This window comes from Mesotoga infera (assembly GCA_011045915.1).
Taxonomy (GTDB): Bacteria; Thermotogota; Thermotogae; order Petrotogales; family Kosmotogaceae; genus Mesotoga; species Mesotoga infera_D.
Map to the genome: position 1 here is coordinate 1 of DSBT01000323.1, position 20,245 is coordinate 20,245.

19 protein-coding genes, 1 tRNA gene and 1 pseudogene are annotated in these 20,245 nt (G+C 44.2%); 8 read left to right on the forward strand and 13 right to left on the reverse strand.

Annotated features, from left to right (window positions below):
* Together ENN47_10490 and ENN47_10495 are read right to left on the reverse strand one after the other, a co-directional pair.
* Positions 1–677 (reverse strand): NAD-dependent protein deacylase (locus ENN47_10490; protein HDP78586.1); only part of this gene is annotated, 677 nt, incomplete at its 3' end.
* Positions 670–1,263 (reverse strand): DUF4897 domain-containing protein, encoded by a 594-nt coding sequence (locus ENN47_10495; GenBank protein HDP78587.1) that lies wholly within the window; start codon positions 1,261–1,263, stop codon positions 670–672. The genes ENN47_10490 and ENN47_10495, both read right to left, overlap by 8 nt.
* Before the next feature lie 143 nt (positions 1,264–1,406).
* Between ENN47_10495 and trpS the strand changes: the two genes are divergently transcribed.
* From trpS to ENN47_10515, 4 genes are read left to right on the forward strand one after another with little or no spacing between them, the layout of a single operon-like run.
* Positions 1,407–2,390 carry a tryptophan--tRNA ligase gene (trpS, locus tag ENN47_10500; GenBank protein HDP78588.1) on the forward strand — a complete coding sequence of 328 codons (984 nt, stop codon included), beginning with the start codon at positions 1,407–1,409 and terminating at the stop codon, positions 2,388–2,390.
* Positions 2,391–2,392: 2 nt separating this feature from the next.
* Positions 2,393–3,085 carry a chromosome segregation protein ScpA gene (locus ENN47_10505; GenBank protein ID HDP78589.1) on the forward strand — a complete coding sequence of 231 codons (693 nt, stop codon included), beginning with the start codon at positions 2,393–2,395 and terminating at the stop codon, positions 3,083–3,085.
* Positions 3,082–3,726 (forward strand): SMC-Scp complex subunit ScpB, encoded by a 645-nt coding sequence (gene scpB, locus ENN47_10510; GenBank protein ID HDP78590.1) that lies wholly within the window; start codon positions 3,082–3,084, stop codon positions 3,724–3,726. The genes ENN47_10505 and scpB overlap by 4 nt, the downstream gene beginning before the upstream one ends.
* Positions 3,692–4,366 (forward strand): rRNA pseudouridine synthase, encoded by a 675-nt coding sequence (locus ENN47_10515; protein HDP78591.1) that lies wholly within the window; start codon positions 3,692–3,694, stop codon positions 4,364–4,366. Before scpB ends, ENN47_10515 begins: the two co-directional genes overlap by 35 nt.
* A 27-nt stretch (positions 4,367–4,393) precedes the next feature.
* Here ENN47_10515 and ENN47_10520 read toward each other — a convergent pair whose 3' ends face one another.
* From ENN47_10520 to ENN47_10545, 6 genes are read right to left on the reverse strand one after another with little or no spacing between them, the layout of a single operon-like run.
* The gene (locus ENN47_10520) at positions 4,394–5,344 is read right to left on the reverse strand and encodes a glycosidase (GenBank protein ID HDP78592.1); all 951 of its coding nucleotides are present in this window, start codon (positions 5,342–5,344) and stop codon (positions 4,394–4,396) included.
* Positions 5,345–5,348: 4 nt separating this feature from the next.
* Positions 5,349–6,230, reverse strand: a complete 882-nt coding sequence (locus tag ENN47_10525; GenBank protein ID HDP78593.1) for a glycosidase — start codon at positions 6,228–6,230, stop codon at positions 5,349–5,351.
* A 12-nt stretch (positions 6,231–6,242) separates the two neighbouring features.
* Positions 6,243–7,061 (reverse strand): carbohydrate ABC transporter permease, encoded by an 819-nt coding sequence (locus ENN47_10530; GenBank protein ID HDP78594.1) that lies wholly within the window; start codon positions 7,059–7,061, stop codon positions 6,243–6,245.
* Positions 7,058–7,936, reverse strand: coding sequence for a sugar ABC transporter permease (locus tag ENN47_10535; GenBank protein ID HDP78595.1), 879 nt, complete (start codon positions 7,934–7,936; stop codon positions 7,058–7,060). The genes ENN47_10530 and ENN47_10535 overlap by 4 nt, the downstream gene beginning before the upstream one ends.
* A gap of 18 nt (positions 7,937–7,954) precedes the next feature.
* Positions 7,955–9,205 (reverse strand): extracellular solute-binding protein, encoded by a 1,251-nt coding sequence (locus ENN47_10540; GenBank protein ID HDP78596.1) that lies wholly within the window; start codon positions 9,203–9,205, stop codon positions 7,955–7,957.
* 18 nt (positions 9,206–9,223) lie between these two features.
* Positions 9,224–10,201 carry a LacI family transcriptional regulator gene (locus ENN47_10545; GenBank protein ID HDP78597.1) on the reverse strand — a complete coding sequence of 326 codons (978 nt, stop codon included), beginning with the start codon at positions 10,199–10,201 and terminating at the stop codon, positions 9,224–9,226.
* 357 nt (positions 10,202–10,558) lie between these two features.
* Between ENN47_10545 and ENN47_10550 the strand changes: the two genes are divergently transcribed.
* From ENN47_10550 to ENN47_10560, 3 genes are all read left to right on the forward strand, one after another.
* Positions 10,559–11,884, forward strand: a complete 1,326-nt coding sequence (locus ENN47_10550) for a hypothetical protein (GenBank protein ID HDP78598.1) — start codon at positions 10,559–10,561, stop codon at positions 11,882–11,884.
* A 57-nt stretch (positions 11,885–11,941) separates the two neighbouring features.
* Complete coding sequence (locus tag ENN47_10555) at positions 11,942–14,254, forward strand: hypothetical protein (GenBank protein HDP78599.1); 2,313 nt, start codon at positions 11,942–11,944, stop codon at positions 14,252–14,254.
* Positions 14,255–14,631: 377 nt separating this feature from the next.
* A tRNA-Val gene (locus ENN47_10560) sits at positions 14,632–14,706 on the forward strand.
* A 14-nt stretch (positions 14,707–14,720) separates the two neighbouring features.
* On the opposite strand, the gene ENN47_10565 is transcribed toward ENN47_10560, so the two are convergent.
* The 3 genes from ENN47_10565 to ENN47_10575 form a co-directional block, all read right to left on the reverse strand.
* Positions 14,721–16,193 carry an Rne/Rng family ribonuclease gene (locus ENN47_10565; GenBank protein HDP78600.1) on the reverse strand — a complete coding sequence of 491 codons (1,473 nt, stop codon included), beginning with the start codon at positions 16,191–16,193 and terminating at the stop codon, positions 14,721–14,723.
* Positions 16,194–16,292: 99 nt separating this feature from the next.
* Positions 16,293–16,826 (reverse strand): ribosome-associated translation inhibitor RaiA, encoded by a 534-nt coding sequence (gene raiA, locus ENN47_10570; GenBank protein ID HDP78601.1) that lies wholly within the window; start codon positions 16,824–16,826, stop codon positions 16,293–16,295.
* Positions 16,827–16,894: 68 nt separating this feature from the next.
* On the reverse strand, positions 16,895–17,383 hold the full coding sequence (locus ENN47_10575) for an NUDIX domain-containing protein (protein HDP78602.1): 489 nt from the start codon (positions 17,381–17,383) through the stop codon (positions 16,895–16,897).
* Between the two features lie 88 nt (positions 17,384–17,471).
* On the opposite strand from ENN47_10575, the gene ENN47_10580 reads away from it, so the two are divergent.
* Positions 17,472–18,983, forward strand: a complete 1,512-nt coding sequence (locus ENN47_10580; GenBank protein ID HDP78603.1) for an ATP-binding protein — start codon at positions 17,472–17,474, stop codon at positions 18,981–18,983.
* 11 nt (positions 18,984–18,994) lie between these two features.
* Here the strand turns inward: ENN47_10580 and ENN47_10585 are convergent.
* Positions 18,995–19,623: pseudogene (locus ENN47_10585) on the reverse strand (hypothetical protein).
* A 1-nt stretch (position 19,624) separates the two neighbouring features.
* Positions 19,625–19,828 carry a transcriptional regulator gene (locus tag ENN47_10590; protein HDP78604.1) on the reverse strand — a complete coding sequence of 68 codons (204 nt, stop codon included), beginning with the start codon at positions 19,826–19,828 and terminating at the stop codon, positions 19,625–19,627.
* Positions 19,829–20,245 lie beyond the last annotated feature (417 nt).

A 20,245-nucleotide genomic window follows, 5' to 3' on the forward strand; every position in this document is an offset into this window, starting at 1 on the left:
TAATCTAGACCCGTCTCTTCCTTATTCATGATTGTAACTTTAGCGCCGGAGGATTTGGCAATAACTGGAAATTGAGCAGCCGGATACACCATCAGTGAAGAGCCCAAAGCAAGAAAGAGATCACAGTTTTGCGCAGCTTCCTCCGCCTTTCCGATTGCGTCTTCGGGAAGCCTCTCACCAAAAAAGACGATTCTTGGTTTTATTAGACCACCGCAACTGCACCTAGGGATGTCGGTTCTTTGCAGAATCAGTTCAAGCTCTGTTCTGCTAAATTCCTTTTCACATTTCATACAATCAAACAGGGAGGCAGTCCCGTGTAATTCGACCACTTCTTCTGCTCCAGCCTTCTGTTGAAGACCGTCGATGTTCTGAGTTATTATCGTTTTGATCAATCCCATTTTCTGGAGCTTCGCCAAGAGAAAATGAGTTGCATTAGGTTTGGCGTCTGCCATCGTGTGGATTCTCTCTCTTGCCACTTTGTAGTATCTGGCAGGGTCTTTCATGAATGATCTGAGCTCAAATATATCTGGTGAGACTTTACTGTAAAGGCCTCCAGGACTTCTAAAATCTGGAATTCCGCTTGCAACGGAAACACCCGCACCGGTAAGCACCGAAGTATATGCTGATTCTCTTATTAGGGAAATGAACAGACAGGCCTCTTGGCTGACGCTACTCACCTCTTGCAAATTGAATCTTTGGAAAGTTTGTCTTGCCTGTATCGGTCCAGACGAAGACATTTCCATCTGCGGAGAACGTGGGTTCGGGATCTACACCGATTATCGTTGCATCGGGAGGCAGAGAGACTGTCAGCGAATAAGCTTCACCAGTCAGATCGAATTCCATCTCTCCCATATCTGTATTCACTACACCGTCTTCAACGGCCGCAAAACCCGCAATTACAGCGTGTTCAATTACCTTCACTCTGTTTGAACCAAGAACAGTGGCCGTAGATTGAAAATCCTCAACAAACATCTGTCTGCTGAAGCTTTCCGCAAACTGGTTCATTGATTCCTGAAAATCTGTCATTTGCTCTTCTTGAGGTTTATCGTATTGTTCAAGGAATTGTGTCATTTGGCTGGGTTTGTTGAAAATAATCTCGGTTTCGATATCAAGTGTAGCCCGGCCCTCGTAGTCATATGAATAGTTGCTGTTGGATGACAGCGTGTCTATATCCAGTCTGTTGTTAAATGCCATGAACATGTTTATGGCAGTCATTCCAACCATTACAACAACAAGTATGATAAGAAGGGTGTTGAATTTCATTTGTAACCTCCCAATAATTATTAGATTGCCCTGAGAATATGATAACATCATTCTGTGCTAAAATACATTGTGGCCCTTTGTGGTCGCCATCAGCGATCGGCTAGTGCATTTATATTTCTGGGTTTCGGTTTGGAGGGATTTCAGTGCGAATTCTAAGTGGTATGCGCTCTACTGGCAGACTTCATCTGGGGAATTTTGTCACTCTTGAGAAGTGGAGAGAGCTGCAAGACCAGGGTAATCAATGTTTCTACTTCGTGGCAAACTGGCACGGTCTTACTTCTCACATTGATGAAACTTCCAGCTTTCACGACTGGACTCTCGACATCATCAGAACATATGTTTCAGTCGGTCTTGATCCGGACAAATCGGTTCTGTTCATTCAATCTGCAATAAAAGAACATGCGGAGCTATTCCTGTATTTTTCGATGCTTGTATCTGTTTCGAGGCTTGAGCGTGTCCCCACTTACAAGGATCAGAAGGAACAGATAGCAAACAGGGATCTATCAAGTGGTGGATTCTTACTATATCCTGTTCTGCAAGCCGCAGATATTCTCATGTATCTTGCCAATGGAGTTCCAGTTGGAGAGGATCAGGTATATCATGTTGAGCTTACCAGGGAGATTGCCAGGAAGTTTAACAACCAATTTGCCGAGGTCTTTCCAGAGCCTGAACCTATTCTGGCAAAAGTTCCTAAGCTTCCTGGAACGGACGGCAGAAAGATGTCTAAGAGCTACGAAAACTATATTCTTATAGATACCAATGAGAAAGAGCTATGGAAGATGATCGCTCCAATGATGACAGATCCTGCCAGAAAGAGAAGAAATGATCCCGGAGATCCAGAGAAATGCCCGGTTTGGGACTATCACAAGGCATTTACTTCCTCCGATGAAGAAAAGGAATGGGTTGTTCAAGGGTGCAAGACGGCAGGTATAGGGTGTCTTGAATGCAAGAGAGTGCTTCAGAGAAATCTTGTCGCCAAACTATCTCCCGTCTGGGAAAAACTATCGTATCTTAAGGAAAACACTTCCGAACTTTCCAGAATAATTGAAGATGGCAATCGAAAGGCTAGAGAAACGGCAAAGGAGACAATGAAGAGAGTCCTCGAAGCAATGAAGCTGGGGTGGTGACCATGGAGCAGCTTGAACTGGTCTTCAGTTTTCCAGAATTTGAAGGACCGCTAGATCTACTGGTTTATCTAGTCAGGAAGCACCGGGTAGATATTCGTTTGATCCCCATTACAGTGATTGCAGATGAGTTCATCATGCATCTGAACAAAATGAAATCACTTGACATGGTCGTGACCTCGGATTTCCTTGTCATGGCTTCAACCCTAATGGAAATGAAATCGAAGGCTCTGCTTCCGAGAATCAGTAACAACGAGGCTGAAGTATTCGACAACCAGAGGAAGGAGCTTTACCGAAGAGTCGAGGAGTATAAAGCTCTCAAGGACCTTTCCAAGGAATTTAGGGTGAAGTTGTACGATGCATACAGCTATGAGAGGGCAACCGCGAGGCCAACTGTAGATCAAGAAAGAAAGGAAGATCTTCCAGATGAATTGACAGAAGCGTTCAAGGCAATACTAAAAGAAACTGTGCTAAGAGAAAGGGTATATACTATAGTCTCGGAAAGCATAAACGTCGAAGATAGAATGATGCAGATCGAGCAACTCTATGAAACGATAGAGCTTTACAAATTTCTAATGAGTCTCGAAAGCAGATCAGAAATTATCGTTTCCTTTCTGGCAGTTCTTGAATTGCTCAAACTGAACAGGTATTATCTTGACAACGTAGAACCTCTCACTCTCAGGAGGAAGGTTTCGTGAGCGAGGAATTGACAAAGAAGGCTGTCATGGAAGCATTGATATTTTCAGCAAAGAGTGGGATTGAACCTTCACGAATAGCCTCGATTATTGGGATAAAGCTTAGTCAGGTTATGCTACTTCTTGAAGAACTTGAAAAAGAATATGAAGGTCATGAACACGGTGTTATGATCAAGTCAGTCAACGGAAAGCTTAGGTTCTATACAAAGGCATCGATTCAGTCATATGTGAGCCAAATTTCGGTAAGGCCTCTAGTAAGCATAACAGACACTCAGATGGAAGTACTGGCAATTGTAGCCATCAAAGGTCCGCTAACCAGGAATGATGTTGAGCTTGTTAGGGGACGTTCTTCTCAGTCCCAGCTTCTAGAGTTATCGAAAATGGGGCTTATAGGAAAGAGAAAGTCTAAGTTGCCCGGGAGACCCTACCTATACAAAGTTAGTGCTCGGTTCTACGAGCTGTTTCAGGTTGACGATCTTGCAGAGATCGTTCAAGGTTTGGCTTTCGGCGAGGGAGAAGATGATTTTGAGACTGCACGAGATAATCTCACAGATAACGGGGATGTCAAGGAGAAAATCAACGCAAGCGATTCTAGACGGGAGAGTGAAATTGAACGGCAGGATAGAGACTTATCCGAGACTTGATACAAGACCTGAATCTTCTGAAATACTTCTAGACGGAAGCAGACTGAGTTTTTCCAGCGAGGAGAAGGTAGTCTATTTAGTCAACAAGCCCATTGGATATCTCAGCGCCATGAGTGATGATCGAGGAAGGAAAACGCTTGCACACTTAATTGATGGAAAGATTAAGGAGAGGGTCTATCATGTGGGAAGGCTAGATCAAGACAGCTGTGGTCTCATACTGATGACCAATGACGGAGATCTTGCAAATCTTGTTTCACATCCTGCTTCAGAGATAGAGAAAACTTATGTTGCAGGAGTAAAGGGAATTCTTGCCGATCGCGACCTCCAGGCAGTGAAGACTGGTGTCACTCTTAACGATGGATTCAAAACCGCTCCCGCCAAGATAAGGCTTCTACGAAGTGAAGGAAACTTTTCGAAGTATTCGATTACGATTTATGAGGGCCATAAACGAGAGATAAGAGAGATTTTCAAGGTGTTCAATAGACCAGTTGTGAGCCTTGTCAGAGTATCAATCGGGTCATTGGGTATATCTCTCGTTCCCAATCCTGGCGATGTGAAGAAACTTAGCCGGAAGGAAATTGATTTGCTAAGCAAAGGGGTTCAGAAGCGGACCCCAAGAAAAGCCAATAAGAACCTCTAGAGGCAAATGCCAGAAAGGTTTTTCTTTTCAGTTGCTCAGATCGACAACGAACGCGCCAATGTAGGTGTCAGCAGCTCCATAGTAAAGAATCAGTTTTTCTTCTATGACTACCGCCCCTTCAATGAAAATTACGTTTGGAACTTGACCTTGCTTTTCCCAGGAGAGTTCCGGCTCAACAAGAGGTTTATCACTCCTTCTTACAAGTTTCCTGGGATTATCGATATCAAATAGGGCAGCTCCGGGTCTGTAGATCGTCGAAAAATCAGCACTGTTATAGATAAGCAAAATTCCTTCATCGGTGATTATTGGAGTTGGGCCTGGCTCGATCAACCTGCTGTCAAAGTCTCCTGGTCTTGGTTCCATTACTGGTCGGGGATAGATAGTCCAGTTCTTCAAATCTGTTGAATAGGCGAGCTTAATAGAGGAATCACCGAAATACATGAAATACTTACCATCGATCTTTGCAGGTACAATCGCGCCGGACTTTGACCATGTATCGCCTTCAAAGACCGGTCCCAGCTTTTCCCATTTAGAGAAGTCTGTTGATGTTGCGATGCACAGCCTCGCCTTTCCGCCGTCATACCCTGTGTAAGTCAGTATATAGAGGTCTTCAATCTTCACTATGCGAGGATCTTCACATCCACCTGGGATTTCGTATGGTTCAGTGGGAGAAATCAGGGGAAGATCATGTCTTGAGAATCTAAACCCATCTTCCGACTTGGCCATGCCGATCCTGGATGTGCCGTTCCATCTACCGACTCCTGCCCAGTCTTCAGATCTGTACAGCATATAAACTGTGGAATCGACCACTATGGCAGTCGGATTGAATACAGCCTTGCTCTCCCATTCAATACCTTGTGGCATCAACAAAGGAAGATTGGAAGCTCTTTCAATACTATAAAGCGATTCAAACTTTATAGAGACTGCACATGCCAGTGCAACCAGGAATAGAAATACCAGTGTCAATGATCTTTTCATTAAATCAACTCCTTATCCAGTCCAATACAGCCTCTTTCTCAATTGTAGCGACGGCAATATGGTTATCTGCCGCACCGTAATAGACGAAATATCTACCTTCATGCTCAACCATCGCGTCGGAAAAGACGACGTTGGGAACACCTCCGAAGATTTCCCACTCCTCTTCAGGCTCAAGAATTGGTTCATCGCTTCTTTTAATAACTATCTCGGGGTTCTCTAAATCCAGAACCATGAAACCAAGTCTGTAAGTAGGTCTAGGGGTATTCTCCACACCATGGTAAAGTACTAGCCATCCGTATTCTGTCTCAACTGGGGGAGCCCCCACTCCAATTTTCAGGTCATCCCACATACCCGGTCTAGGACCTGCGATGGAAGTAAATTTCGACCACGTACACAAATCATGTGAGTATGCCAGGTGCATATCTGGCTCAATTCTATGGAACATCACATAGTGACCCCCAACCTTCTTTGGGAAGAGAGCTGCATCTTTGTTGTCTACATCTGGAATTATCACGCCGTAACGTTCCCACCGAAGAAAGTCAAGAGTCGAAGCCATCGATATTCTAATCCCTTGAGGTGAGTATGCGGTGTATTGCATATAGGTTTTTCCTTCCAACTCAGTCAATCTGGGATCTTCAACACCGTAGAGTTCCCACTGACTTCCAGGAGTGAAGACGGGTTTCTCAAAACGATTGAATCTGAGGCCATCCAGCGAAACGGCATATCCGATTCTCGAGACCATATCCTCGCCTTGTGCTCTGTAGAGCATGTGAAATACTCCATCACGATTGATAACTGCACAGTTGAAAACATACTTTGATTCCCAGTGATGTTGCGGAACTGGAGAGATCAGAGGATTCAACGGATGTCTTTTCAGTTTGATCACAACTCTCACTCCTTATTTCAATGACATAGAGATTCCCTGAAGGAAGTACTTTCTGAACACCAGGAATATTACTACCATTGGCATAGTCTGGAGTACAGAACCTGCAAGAACCGGCCCCAGATAGCTTCCGTACTGCATGTTGAAGCTTGCCAGGAGTACGGAAAGCGGCATCTTTGTGTAGTCGCTCACGACAATCAGAGGCCACATGAAGTTATCCCATATTCCGATGAAAGTGAAGAGACCTACAATAGAAGCGGTTGAACTGGTTAGCGGTATCAAGACCTTTGTTATTATCCAGAGGTCATTAGCTCCATCCATCCTCGCCGCCTCGAGATACTCGTTAGGGACTGCTCTGAAAGACTGTGTGAACATGAACACTCCCCAAGCGGAAACGAGGGAAGGAAGTATGAGGGCCGTTCTGGTGTCAATTAGACCGAGATTCCTTATGAGTACATATAGAGGAACAATGAAGAGGAATCCTGGGAATATCATCTGAAAGATTATGAAATTGAATACGGCATTTCTTCCTTTGAAACTCAGTCTAGATAGTCCGAATCCAACGAGAGCCGAGGTTACTAGTACTCCCAAGGTGACGGTTACGGATATGAAAATCGAGTTGCCAAGAGCCTGAACGAAAGGCCTTTCCATTTTGTCGGCAGCTTCGAGTATGAACTTGTAATTATCGAAAGTGAACTGACTTGGCAAGAACCCGCCGTAAATTTCATTGGTCGGCTTGAACGATGATAATAACATCCAGATGTATGGATAAATCCATGCGATTGAAGTGGTAAAGAGGACAATGTAAAGAATGATTATAGGTATTTTCTTCATACAATTTCCACCTCCCGCTCAACAAGCTTCCTAGTAAGAATAACGCATCCGTAGCTTAGCAAGGCTACGACTATAGCCAGGGCTGACGCATAGCCGGGATTGATCTTCTGAAATGCGGTGGTGTAAATCAGCATCTGAAATGTGTATGTAGTCCTCATTGGACCACCTCCAGTGATCAGGAAGGGTTCAGTGAATATCCCGAATGTAAGGGTAAGTGATAGAACTAATACCATAACTAAAGAAGGATTGATAAGGGGCAGAGTGATTCTGAAAAACCTGGTTGTTTTCCCCGCTCCATCCAGTTTTGCCGCTTCATAAAGACTTTCGGGGATTGCCTGAAGACCGGAAAAGAGAATAAGACCATAGTAACCGATGAACTTCCAGGTCACCATTGCGGCAATAGATAGAGTGGCCAGTTGAGGGCTGCTGAACCAGGGGATAGTTATTCCGAATACGGCTCTTGTGAGTTCATTGAGAGGACCATTTATTGCGAACAATTTCTGAAAGATAATAGAATAGGCAACTCCGGAGGAGACATTAGCAACGAGGAAGGCCAGTATGAAGAAAGTTCGAAATACCTTGACTCTCTTCAAGCCGAGAGCGAAGAGCAAGGAGAGACCGATAACCATCGGGATGAAATACAGCATGAAATTGAAGGTGTTAAGTACAACCCTCCAGAAGAGCTCATCCTGGAACAACTTCGCGAAATTCTCAAACCAGACGAATTTTCTGGGAGTGAAGTAGTTCCATTTTGAGAGAGCAAGAATTACCAGCCAGACAAATGGATATCCCCAGAATATTGCCGTATATATGAGATATCCGCCTGACAGAGACCAGCCCTTTATTGCGTCGATGGTTTTCAATCTCTTCCTCACACTAGATCACCTCTTCTCCTAGAAGAGTTCTCTGCGCACTCTCGTGGACGCATCACTCAGTGCATCGAATGGATTGGATTTCCCATACATTATTTGTTCTATCAGGAACGTTGTGAGAATATCCTGAACTTCAACTGTCTTTGTGGTAAGAGCAGGGGGGACCGCATAGGCTACGTGGCTGGCGTAAGCTGCAAACTTTGGATTATCATCCATGTATTCCTGGAATATAGGGTTAGTCAGCAAATCCTCTCTTGCTGGTGGAAGATTAGTGACCTCCATCCACTTTCTGTCTTTTTCAATATCTGAATAGACCCATTTTATGAATTTCCATGCTTCTTCCATGTGCTTTGTCGTGGCAAACATTACTAATCCCTTAGTATCTGCGAATGTAAATATTGGTTTGTCTTCAGGATAGTCATCTGGAACCGGAGGAGGAGCTATTGTTATGTGATCAAAGACATCGGGAAAGAGATTCCTGGCTTGATTGATCTCCCACGGCCCAAATATGCCTCCAAGAACGACTCCAAAGTAAAACGGATTGCTACCCAGATCAACTGCCGTCCAATCGTTTCTGAACATAGTGTCGATGAACGTGACGACTTCTTTTCCAGTGTCGTTGTTGAACAGAGCTCTTGCCTTCTCAACGTCGAGATAAGGAGAACCTTCGCTTGCAGCGTAGAAGTACGTTATGAAGTCGTACCACCTGTCATACCAATTTCTACCCATAACCACAAGAGTTCCATACTTCTCATAAGGCACGGAGTACTTCTCGCTGATCTCATATATTTCCGAGTAGGTCCTGGGTGGCTTGTCATAACCCAGCTCCTTCAGAATGTCTGATCTCCACCACATCATTATCGGGTTGGAGTAAATGGGGAGTACGTAATAGTCGTTTCCAAACTTCCAGCTTTCGACAATGGAGGTCATTTTTCTCTGTTCCATCAGCTCCCAGAAATCCGGAAAGGAATTCAGCGGGACCAGTATATCTGCTTCAATAAGCTGTGCTGCAAAGCCCGAGAAGATGTTTGTGCAGATATCTGGCATTCTACCGGACGCTATTGATGTAAGTATAGCTTCTTCTGAACTACCCGCAGCTGGAATCGTTGACCACTTTATCTGGATGTCAGGGTTATTCTGATTCCACTCTGTAACAACCTCCTTCCAGAAGCTTTCCTGGAGGGGATTGGGCGCTGTCCAGAACACCAGTTCAGTGCCAAATAAACCAATAAAGGAACACAGGAACACTACTAATAGAATAGTCTTTTTCATGATGCTTTACCTCCTTTTCTATGAAGTGCTCTCTCTCTGAACGAATTCAGTGAATAAAGAAATCTTTGTCGGATGAGGCTCATTTCCGATTAGCAGGCTTTGCAATCTTCTTGATGCAACGGCTCCCATCTCGTGCTTGAAGATCTTGAAAGTTGTTAGTGGAGGACAGGTGGCTGAAGAACTCACTATATCATCAAATCCAATTATTGAGACATCTTTAGGAATTCTTACTCCTCTGGCCTGCAGCTCTTCCATTGCTCTTATCGCTGCAGTATCGTTGCATCCAAAGACAGCATCAGGAAGTCCATATCTTGAAAGCAATAGATCGATGATAGGGCTCATGTTATCGTTCTCCTCATCGAATTCAAAGGCTTTCGGAAGGAGACCGGCGCCTTCCATTGCAGAAACATAGCCATCGTACCTATCCTTGAAGCCAAAGTGAGACAAGGGGCCGTGGATATTCACAATCTTCTTCAGTCCCTTTGAAAGCAACTTTCTGATTCCATAAATGGCTCCGTCATAGCCGTCGGAGACGACACAATCGACTTTTACTCCGGCCAAGTACTGGTCAACAAGCACGACCGGCTTTCCGCTGCTCTTAACTCTTCTGACATCATTTTCCTTTATCTCTCCTCCAATCATCAGGTATCCATCGAAGTCGTTCGAAAACTCATCGTTTGGGACAAGCTCACCTCTAATATTATTGCTTTTGAAAAACGCTTCCATTCCATTCAGGACAATAGTATAAAATTGATCTGACTTATCAGAGAGAATCCGGAACAACCTCTTTCCTGCAACAATTCCAACATTGAAAGTGAGCTTCCTGCTCGCCAGGAAACTGGCAACTCTAGAAGGACTGTATTCAAGTTCTTCGACAGCCAACAAGACCTTTTCTCTGGATTTCTGAGAAACGTATCCACTTTTGTTTAGCACTCTAGAAACTGTCGCTGTTGAGACTTCAGCTAGTCTGGCGACATCGGATAGTTTTGCAGACACAAGTATCACCTCAATATATGTAAACGCTTACAGCTACAAAAATAATATACCCTTATTTAGTTAGGATAATCACGTCCATTCCTGGTCAATTAGGATCGTTTGATAATAAGTAAGGACGATCAAGCTAGAAATAAGCGTTTTCAGTTTCCATATCTCTCCATTACGTTGTATATTGTTCATTAGTCATTAAAACAGAAGCAATAATATGAAAGGACGAATTATTTAATCTTAGTAACTCACCAGCGTTAATAACAGTTAGTAAACGACCATAACTCTTCTAGATCATAGAAGTCATAAGATTCTATAATCTCATAGATATGTAAGCGATTTCACATCGACTTTCTGGGAGGTGTTTGTATGAAAAAGTTCTTGCTTCTGTTCTTTATATTGGTTTCGGTCTTTCTTGCTGCTGAAACGGTTAAGGTTCCTGTATCAGTTAATTCCTTTTCCGGTGAGCCTATTGCAGTAACAATAGCAATGAGCGAGATCCTTGATCTTGTGGGAGTTGACTTCGATGCTAATTGGGATTCACTGAGAGTGATTCAGGACGGAAAGGAACTTCCTTATCAGATCGACGATACGGATTCTAACGGTAAGTTGTCTTCTGGAGATGTTCTTTCCTTCTTGATTATGGGACGAGCAGAAATTGCCGTTACAGACGATTTCGACATCCTTCCTCCTGTTTATGACACAGCGGGAAGAGTGGTCGAAGAAGAGGGACAGTGGCTTCTCGAGATCGGAGAGATAAGGGCTGTCGCAAACAACAGAGGTCTTGTAAAGGTAACTGGTTTCGGAGATGTGGAAGGTACAGTAGTAGATGAAATCGGTATTGTAAGAATGTCAGGATATGTGGGATCGACCTACTATATTGATGGTGAGTTTGGCAGACATGAGGAGAAGACTTCTGGAGACTTCACTGTTAAGGAAGTTAACGTCCTCCCAGCCGGTCCTGTTGGAATTACAGTAGTCAGTACACTTGAAGCAAAGCCCTTCCTCGGTGTGACCCAGAAAATTATTACCACTATCTTCAGCAATGGGGATATAATTTCTCACAACACCTTTGAATTTGGGACATATGCCGAACTAATGAAACTACAGATAATGGCAACAAGAGTATTGACTGATGTAGCCGAAGACACGGTCCATACGCTCCCTGTATTCAGAAGACTTCTCTGGGCCGATCAGCTCAATATTACACCACTAGAATACTGGCTTGAGAGAAACGCGATAATGTATTCCGGGAATAAACCTTACATAGTTTTCCCCGCGGTTGATTCGATGAGACCTCTCTGGTGGGGTGCAACATACATTTTTGCCTCCCAGGAGAGCTGGAGAGCCAACTATTCGCAGTCTTTGAAGACAGGTGTGGCGGAAATAAACCCAGAGGTGCCAGTCGTGGTCGCCGACTATGAAAAGTGGATGGGTGGCCTTACCTGGGTGTACGAGAGCAGAGAATTCAGAGACGGATACTTCGAATGGATGCCCGGTGAGATCGATATCTTCGAGAGTACGAAAGACTACGTCTCATCAAGTTGGGAAGACTATGTGAAGCGCTTTGCGGCTGGAGATGTTGTCAGTTTCAAGAGAGTTTACTCGATATACAACGCTGATTCGATAGGAGACTCGATAGAATTCGTTGAACTGAAGAAGGCAGAAATTCAATCGCTTAAGATTGGAGAGTAACTGAACTTTGATTGAGGGTGAGAGGCTTCCTCTCACCCTTTTCTTTTGGAGGTGCCTATGAAAAGAGCATTAATTATTCCAGTACTCCTAATTTCGTTTATGCTTATTGGAATTGAAGTTCAGATTAATTTGAATCATCTGGAATTTCTTAGGGATCAGTTTGCCGTTGAAGAGGAAAGTGAAACCGGTTACTGGATATATGCAGACAGGCTGCCTGACGGTAATTACAAGCACGCAGATGCTCCGGGTGAAGGAGTGACCTGCGTCGATGATGTTTCAAGGGCTGCAATTCTATATTTGAGGCTCTTTGAAACCTCGGGAATGGAAAAACACTACGATCGCGCTAAAGAAGCCCTCATGTTCGTAATTTCCATGCAGGACAGTGATGGAGATTTCTATAATTTTGTCTTCGACGACGGTAGCATCAATAGAAACGGTCCCACATCAAGAAAGGGAGGCAACTGGTGGGCGGCGCGAGCTCTATGGGCACTTGCAATGGGGGCTCGGATTTCGCATAGTATTGATCCGGAGTTATCGACTCAATTAGCAAATGCGGCCCAACGTTGTTTTCGAGAAATCATCGACTTTGAGCGGGATGGTCTGATACAGGGATACACCGATCTTTCCTCAGTAGTTCTTCTTGGAGCGGCGGAGTTATATGCTATAAGTAACGATGCATCATTGGGGAGTTTCATAAAGAGGTGTGCGGCCGCTCTGCAAAGCAAATTAATCCTGGATGAGGACTCCATCTTCAATGGTTTTGTTGACGAATCCTCACCTTCAGAACCGACACACTTCTGGCACGGGTGGGGTTCAAGACAACTGGAAGCGTTGGCAGTAGCTGGAGAGATTCTGGAAGATGACAGTCTTCTCGAAATCTCTGCCGAATCATTTAAGAGAAGCTCTATGCTCCTAATAAATGCAGGGCCCATATACTCGATTTCTGGCTATTTGCAACTCTTCCCGCAGATCGCTTATGCAGCTGAATCTGCAATTTCAGCGGGCTTCAGGCTATATCAGTTAACCGGCGATGGGGATATCGCTGCCATAACCGCTCTTCTTGGAAGCTGGTATCTTGGAGCTAATAGATTGAATCAGTCTCTTATCGGCAATGACGGAGAGGGATTTGATGGCCTCGAATTCTCACATGTTAACAGAAATGCCGGAGCGGAATCCACAATTTCTATGCTTCTTTCTCTTGAAAGAATTGAGGGACTTCCTGAAGAGTATGGATATCTATTCTCAGCAGGGATAGAGATTCTTACCCCGGTACTTGTTTTGGAAGCAGAATCCATGAGGGCGGGCCTTTCAGAATCAGAGATAATTCAAAGTGCTGGAGTTTCGGGAAGTGCCTTGACTAAGATTTCCGGAGCATTCAGCTTACGTCAACCGGTGACCCTCTCAGAGGTACCGCATTCAGTGTTTGCAGCCACAAATGAAGTGAGAACGGGTGAAGTGGTCTTCGCATTGAGATTGGGAGAATCAAAGTCGGAAAATACAATTGAGATCGAAGCGAAAACAGTGCAAAAACTCGGTGTACTTAATGGAAATGGAAAAGAGACAACGCTTACGGTCGGAGGAAAACTGAGCGAAGGAAGCTTTGATATCGATCAGATTATTCTGATACCGGAGATCGCTGCAGTATATCTTCTTGAAAATGACGTATCGATTGTTTTCAACTTCAAAGGGTACAGTGGATTTGACGAGGGAATATCCGTCATCGACGGCAGGGTCTTTGAGAGAGAAAAGAGGATTGTAGAAGTCCCGGTACTTCCCGTAAGTCTTACCGAGATGAATGGGTTTGCCCATCTAAATCTGATCGAGTATTTCGATAACAATGGAATCGCCGCCTCTGACGAAAGAAAAACGGCAAACTTCGATAATCCTCAGGGATTATTCGGAGCATCTTACATATCTTCGGAGCTTGAGAGAGCTATCGATTCCGGTTCTCTTGCTGTGGAAGACACAGAATTCATGGTCAATGTAGACGGAAACGATAACTTGAGGCTTACAGGACAGGCACTGACATTCTCGGCAGAAATATTCGACAAGATTTGCATCTTGGGTGCGGCGAATCACGGTGATTACACTGGTGAAGCTCTTCTAATCTATGAAGATGATTATCAGCAAGTTATTCCGATGTCTTTTTCCGACTGGTGCGGAGGACCTTCGACAGGAGAGAAGATCGCCTTCGAGTTTTCGGGTAGATATGATAATACAGGCAACACAGAGAGAATTAAGTGCATGTTGTATTACCGTTGTGTCGATCTTCTCGACAAACCCCTAAAGGAAATAGTACTGCCTCAAATGCCTAATGTGCACGTTTTCGCAATTTCGCTCTCTAGAGCTGAATCCGGTTCTCGGGAATAGTAACTGCGGATTGAAGAACGGAAATTCAGATGAAGCAACCGATTGTGTGATGTGAGTACAGGCCCTTTAAAAAACCATATTAGAAATGGATTCCGGATTGCGGGGTTAGGGCTTACAGAGTGCCCAGTCCGCTTGATAGTCGACGCTGCTCGCTGAAAAGTTTCGTCTTGGTCCTTCGTCCAAGATCGTGAACCCGTTCTTGGACGAGATCAAAATCGTCACGGGCCTCTCTCTCTCGCTCTCTTTTCGGAGAACGGTGGACCGAGAACGGATAACCTCTGACGGTAGCTCTTTCCAACCATCATCTCTATCTGTCACAACTCAGCGAACAGCCAAACCTTGACACCATACCCGGCCAGTGATAGAATTTACTGTGCGGATGCGTAGCTCAGCGGAAGAGCGCTTCCTTCACACGGAAGAGGCCACAGGTTCAATCCCTGTCGCATCCACCAGAAATAAAAGGGAGTCATTTAGACTCCTTTTTTGCTTTTCTTCTAGATCTCTTTGGTTTCTCTTGCTGCTTCACGAATTTTACTTCATAGGAAGTCGGAATCGGCCATGTAAAGCCGACTGAAATCTCTCTTTTTAAAGTTCTACCCAGGTTCTTCTGGTTTTCGGGAGTGAGGATTCCCGACATGTTTTGATACACCTGAACAGCCGCCCCACTAATAGTCTCATCCTGAAAACCTCTGGCAAGATCCTTCAACAATCTCTGATATACGGCCCTGGGAGATTCAATCCTTCCCGTACCCTTACAGATCGGACATGAGGAATATAGTTTGGATCCGATGGCAGCCGTAGATCGCTTTCTAGTCATTTCCAGAAGTCCCAGTCTGGTGAATCCCATTATCATGGTCCTTGCCTTGTCCTTCTTGAATTCACTTGTAAGGCTGCCAATTATTCTCTGTCTATCTTCGTCGCTCTTCATATCTATGAAGTCGATAACAACGATTCCTCCGATATTTCTCAATCTCAGCTGTCTCGTTATTTCCGAAGCCGCTTCAAGGTTTGTATTCAATGAAGTCTCAGATACGTCGTTTCCAGAGATATTGCTGGCCGAGTTTACGTCGATTACAGTCATTGCTTCCGTTCTATCTATGTAAATATTCCCTCCTCCGGGTAAGGGAACCATCCTGGTGTAGAGAATCTTCATTTTCTCATATACTTCTTCAGATGCGAAAGCGTCACCTTCAACGTACCTTACAACTGGTTTAAAACCCGATTTGAACTTGCTGATTCCTGCGACTACATCGTGCCAGAGCTCCTCGGAGTCAACAACTATTTCCTTTGTGTTTTCAGTAAGCCTCTCTCTGAGTATATATTCTACAAAAGACGGTTCCTCGTATAGAATCTTCGGCTTTCTGCTCCTCCTAAACGTTTCATTTATCTGATTCCAGTTACTACGAAGACTCTCAAGCTCCTCCTTTATAGTCTCCTCGCCCAAACCAAAAGCGGCTGTACGAAATATCACACCTTCTTTGTTTTCGAGAACGGACTTTGCAACCTCTGTCAATCTATGCCTTTCTTGCTGTTCGGTTATTTTCTTTGAGATTCCAATGTGTTTTGAGAATGGGGTATAGACGAGGCTGCGACCTGGAATACTAACTTTTAGAGTTATCTGAGGACCTTTCGATCCAATTGGATCTTTGCTAACCTGGACAAGGACTTTGTTGCTCTTTTCCAATTTGGATTGTCCGGATGCATCCTTGAACCTAAGAAAAGCGTTTCTTCCAATTCCAATATTCACAAACGCCGCTTCTAGACTTGGAACGACATTTTCCACCTTACCCAGATAGATGTTCCCTGTTACGCTCTCGCTGTCCATGTCTTCGAAGAAGATTTCTTCTAGTTGATCGCCATCCAGCGAAGCGATCCTAACCTCATCTTCGATTCTACTGAAGACTATGGTCTGCGTTCTGTTATTCTGTATTCTTGCCACCGCCCTTTCATTTCTATTGACAAAACTGGATTCCAAATCTACTACAATTAATGTCGTTCTCAAACGATCAAAAAGCGGGCCACCTCTTGGTGGCCAACGCTATTCATTCATCTCGATTATTCCAACAGACCCGTTCTTCCTGGTATAAAGAACATTGACTTCATCTGTATCTATGTTCCTATAGACAAAAAAGGTGTGGCCAAGCATTTCCATCTGAAGCACGGCCTCCTCCTCAGTCATTGGCTTGATTGTGAACTTCTTACGTCTAGTGATCACTGCTGATTGATCTTCCTCGAACTTGGAGGGGATTGATTCGAGGTTTTCCTTAAGGCCGTTTTTGTGCTTATAGCGAGTTCTCTCTTTGAACCTCTTTATTCTTCTCTCGAAGGAATCAGATGCTGAATCGATGACTGTGTAGAAATCACTGCCCTTCTCTTCTACACGAACCATCACGCCTGGCAAATGAGCAGTTGCTTCAATTTTGTAGAAAGCTCTTTCCTTCGAGAGCCTGAGATCCATCGAAATTAGTTTCTCCTCGTTGACAACTTTCGACACTTTTGAGAACCTCTTGTCGATGTAGTCTTTCATGGAGTCTGTTACAGTTACGTCTTTAGAGTAGATGTTGTAATCCATGATAACCCTCCTCTCGCGTGATGTGACTCAAGTTGTGTTAATACATGTTATCACAATATCAAATACCGTTACAGTGCACCGGAATCAAGATCCTGTCCAAAGGTCAATTGCTTGCTCTCCATCTGGTAGAGATTTACTGAACTCAGATTGACCAACCCATTCTCTAGATGATGAGCGAGCTGAGCTGGAAATACCTTGTACTTTTCGATCTCTTCAAATCTCACCCATCTCACATCAACTAATGTTGGGATTCCCAAGTTATCGGGATCCGATCCCAGTTTGAGACTTCCTGAGACGTAATCGCAGGAAAATATCACCTCCAGAAGGTTTTCTCTTCTAAATTCCTGTAGTGAGACGACAGAGCGAGGCAAAACTTCAAGAGCTGTTTCTTCCCTTATCTCTCTCTTGACAGCGCTGAGAAGATCTTCGTCAGGTTCAACAAGTCCGCCGGGAAAACACCAGAAGGGAGGTCTGTCGCGATGATCATGACGAACAAGAAGAACAGATTCGTCTTTGATAACTACAGCTCTAACACCAATACGATGTGTATTCTTCATATGCACACCTCGACCATGCCTCATTTATAGTATATCACCTCTGCGCTCTTTGATTGATATAATCTCATATAGGATAGGAGGTTATGAGATGCGCTATTCAAGAGTTAGGACGATTACAACCATGGGTTTGAACGTTATGGATGTTCTCGTTGAACTGGATATTGACAGCAGAGCAATTATCCAGGAAATGGATATAGTAGGTCTCGGAGACACCGTTATTAAAGAGAGCAAGAAGAGAGTCAAGAGCGCCGTTAAGAACTCGGGAATTGAGCTCCCCAATGGCAGGATAACGGTGAATCTCGCTCCGAGCGACGTGAAAAAGGAGGGATCTTATCTCGATCTCCCTATTGCGGTGGGGCTTCTAAAAGCCACCTCCAAAATAAAGACTGATCTCTCAGACTTTGTATTTTTTGGGGAGCTTGGTCTAGATGGAAGCTTGAGACGTGTTAGGGGAGTCCTGCCCATTCTATTGTCACTTTCCAGCAGGGCAAAGAGTATGAAAGTAGTACTTCCAGCCCCAAATAGTCAAGAAGCCTCAACAGTGAACAACCTGACTATCTACACCGCCGAGAGTCTAAATGATTTGGTTGGTTTTCTAAACGGATATGTTCAGAAGAGACCTGTAGTGTATTCGGAACCTGAACTTGGAAATATGAGCGGGCCCGACATGTCCGAAATCAAAGGCCAGGAGTTTGCCAAGAGGGCTTCTGAAGTTGCTGCTGCAGGCGGGCATAACATTTCTCTTCGAGGTTCACCGGGCTGTGGCAAGACGATGCTGGCTCGCAGAATCCCATCGATCCTTCCGCCGTTGACTATGGATGAAGCTATTGAGACAACGATGATTTACAGTGTTGCCGGGCTGCTGGGCGATAGAGGGTTGGTAAAACAGAGACCGTTCAGGTCGCCTCATCATACCGCTTCTACAACTTCCATTGTGGGCGGAGGAAACGATGCAAGACCAGGTGAGATAAGCCTGGCTCATAATGGTGTACTTTTCATGGATGAGTTTCCGGAATTTAGAAGAGATGTGATTGAGGCACTGAGGCAACCACTTGAAGATGGCGTAATTACTGTGGCTAGAGCGAAACTTACCGCTACTTATCCCGCAAGATTCATGATGGTGGCTGCGCAGAACCCGTGTCCTTGCGGGTGGTATGGCGATAAAACAAGAGAATGCACGTGCTCGTGGTACGACATTCAGAGATACAACAGAAAGATCTCTGGTCCGATGGAAGATAGAATAGACATCTTTGTGGATATGCCAAGACTCGATTTCGACAAGTATATGGAAAACTCAACGGCAGAAAGCTCGGACGAAATTCGGAAGAGGGTCATTGCGGCAAGAAAGAGACAGTCGAAAAGATATGAGGGAATGAGCATATTTTCGAATAGTCAGCTCGGTCATGCCTTGCTGAAAGAATACGTGCCGCTCGATGCTGCATCGAGATCGCTTCTTTCGGCGGCAATGGATAAGATGAAATTAACTGCAAGGGCCATTGATAGAGTTCTTAAAGTAGCACTTACTATAGCCGATCTCGAGGAAAGCAAAGTCGAGGCCAGGCATATTGCAGAGGCTCTGCAGTATCGAAGAAAGACCTAGAGTTCATCGCTCTAGGTCTTCTTAAGAGATCTGACCAGAAGAAAACTGAACGGGATGACGAACAAAGAGTAGACAAGCACCGACGTGATTCTCTCAAAGTTTGGAAAATAGACCCATGTTGCAATACCTATCAAGAACAAATAACTGAGACCGAACCATCTGTATCTGACAGAAAGCTCCGTGCAAATAAGAATCACGATTCCTGGAAGCATTTCTATCAGACCGACCGTAGAAAAACCGTGGGAAAGAAGCGAAAGCCTACAAATATCAAGCCCACCGATCTTCCGATGATTGATATCGACTGCCTTCTCTCAAGAGTGAATCCAGAAAAAAAGACGGCCTTTGCAACAAAAGGAACAAGAATGAAAGAGATCGCGCCGTCGATCGTAAGGTTGTACTTCATTCCAATGTAGAAGACCGCCAAAACAAAGCTTATTCCCAATGCAATATTAGATGAAAGGTTGTCAATCGCCTTCTCTCTTTCGTCAAATCCGGGGATTACTCGTAGCATTCTCAGTGACGGAAAGAGAAATAACCCCAGCAAAAGCAGAGAATACCAGCTTCCTGCGGTCCTAATGAGAGAAATCGATAGGATAATCACGAAGACGTCAAATATCAAAATAACCGTTTTAAGTATCAGCCTAATCACCTTCCTCCAGTTGAAACAGTTCCTCGACGGTACATTGAAAAATATTCGCGAGCTTAAGAGCAAGCTTAACTGAAGGATTGAATTTTCCCTTTTCGATTGCGATTACTGTCTGCCGGCTTACTCCGGCCATTCTTGCCAGATCCTTCTGTGTCATGTTATGATTCACAAATCTGAATTCCTTCAACCTGTTCTTCAAATCATCACCTGAGACAAGTGTATATACTACATTACATAATGTCAAGTATTATATACATTACATCTATGTGACTCGATTTTCTCAGGCAAACTATAACGTTTGAAGAAAAAAGTAAAGAGTTTCTCTTGTCATAACTCATAAGCCACAATATTGTACTAGATTGTTTTTAAGATGTTAAGGGGTGAATATTTGAAATCTGGAATCTTAGAGAAGATTGATCTTGCTTTCAGGTCTGTCAATCCGCGTCTGTCAAAGGTCTTTCTGCCATGGATAGTGAGAAATCCAAGATACATTCGTGGCTCTGCAAAACTTATGGAAGCATTCAAAGAATCTGAATCGGTGAGAGACTCACTCCTTAAGGAAGGATTGATGGTTCCTCCAATAATGATAATTAGTATCACGAACAGGTGTAATCTA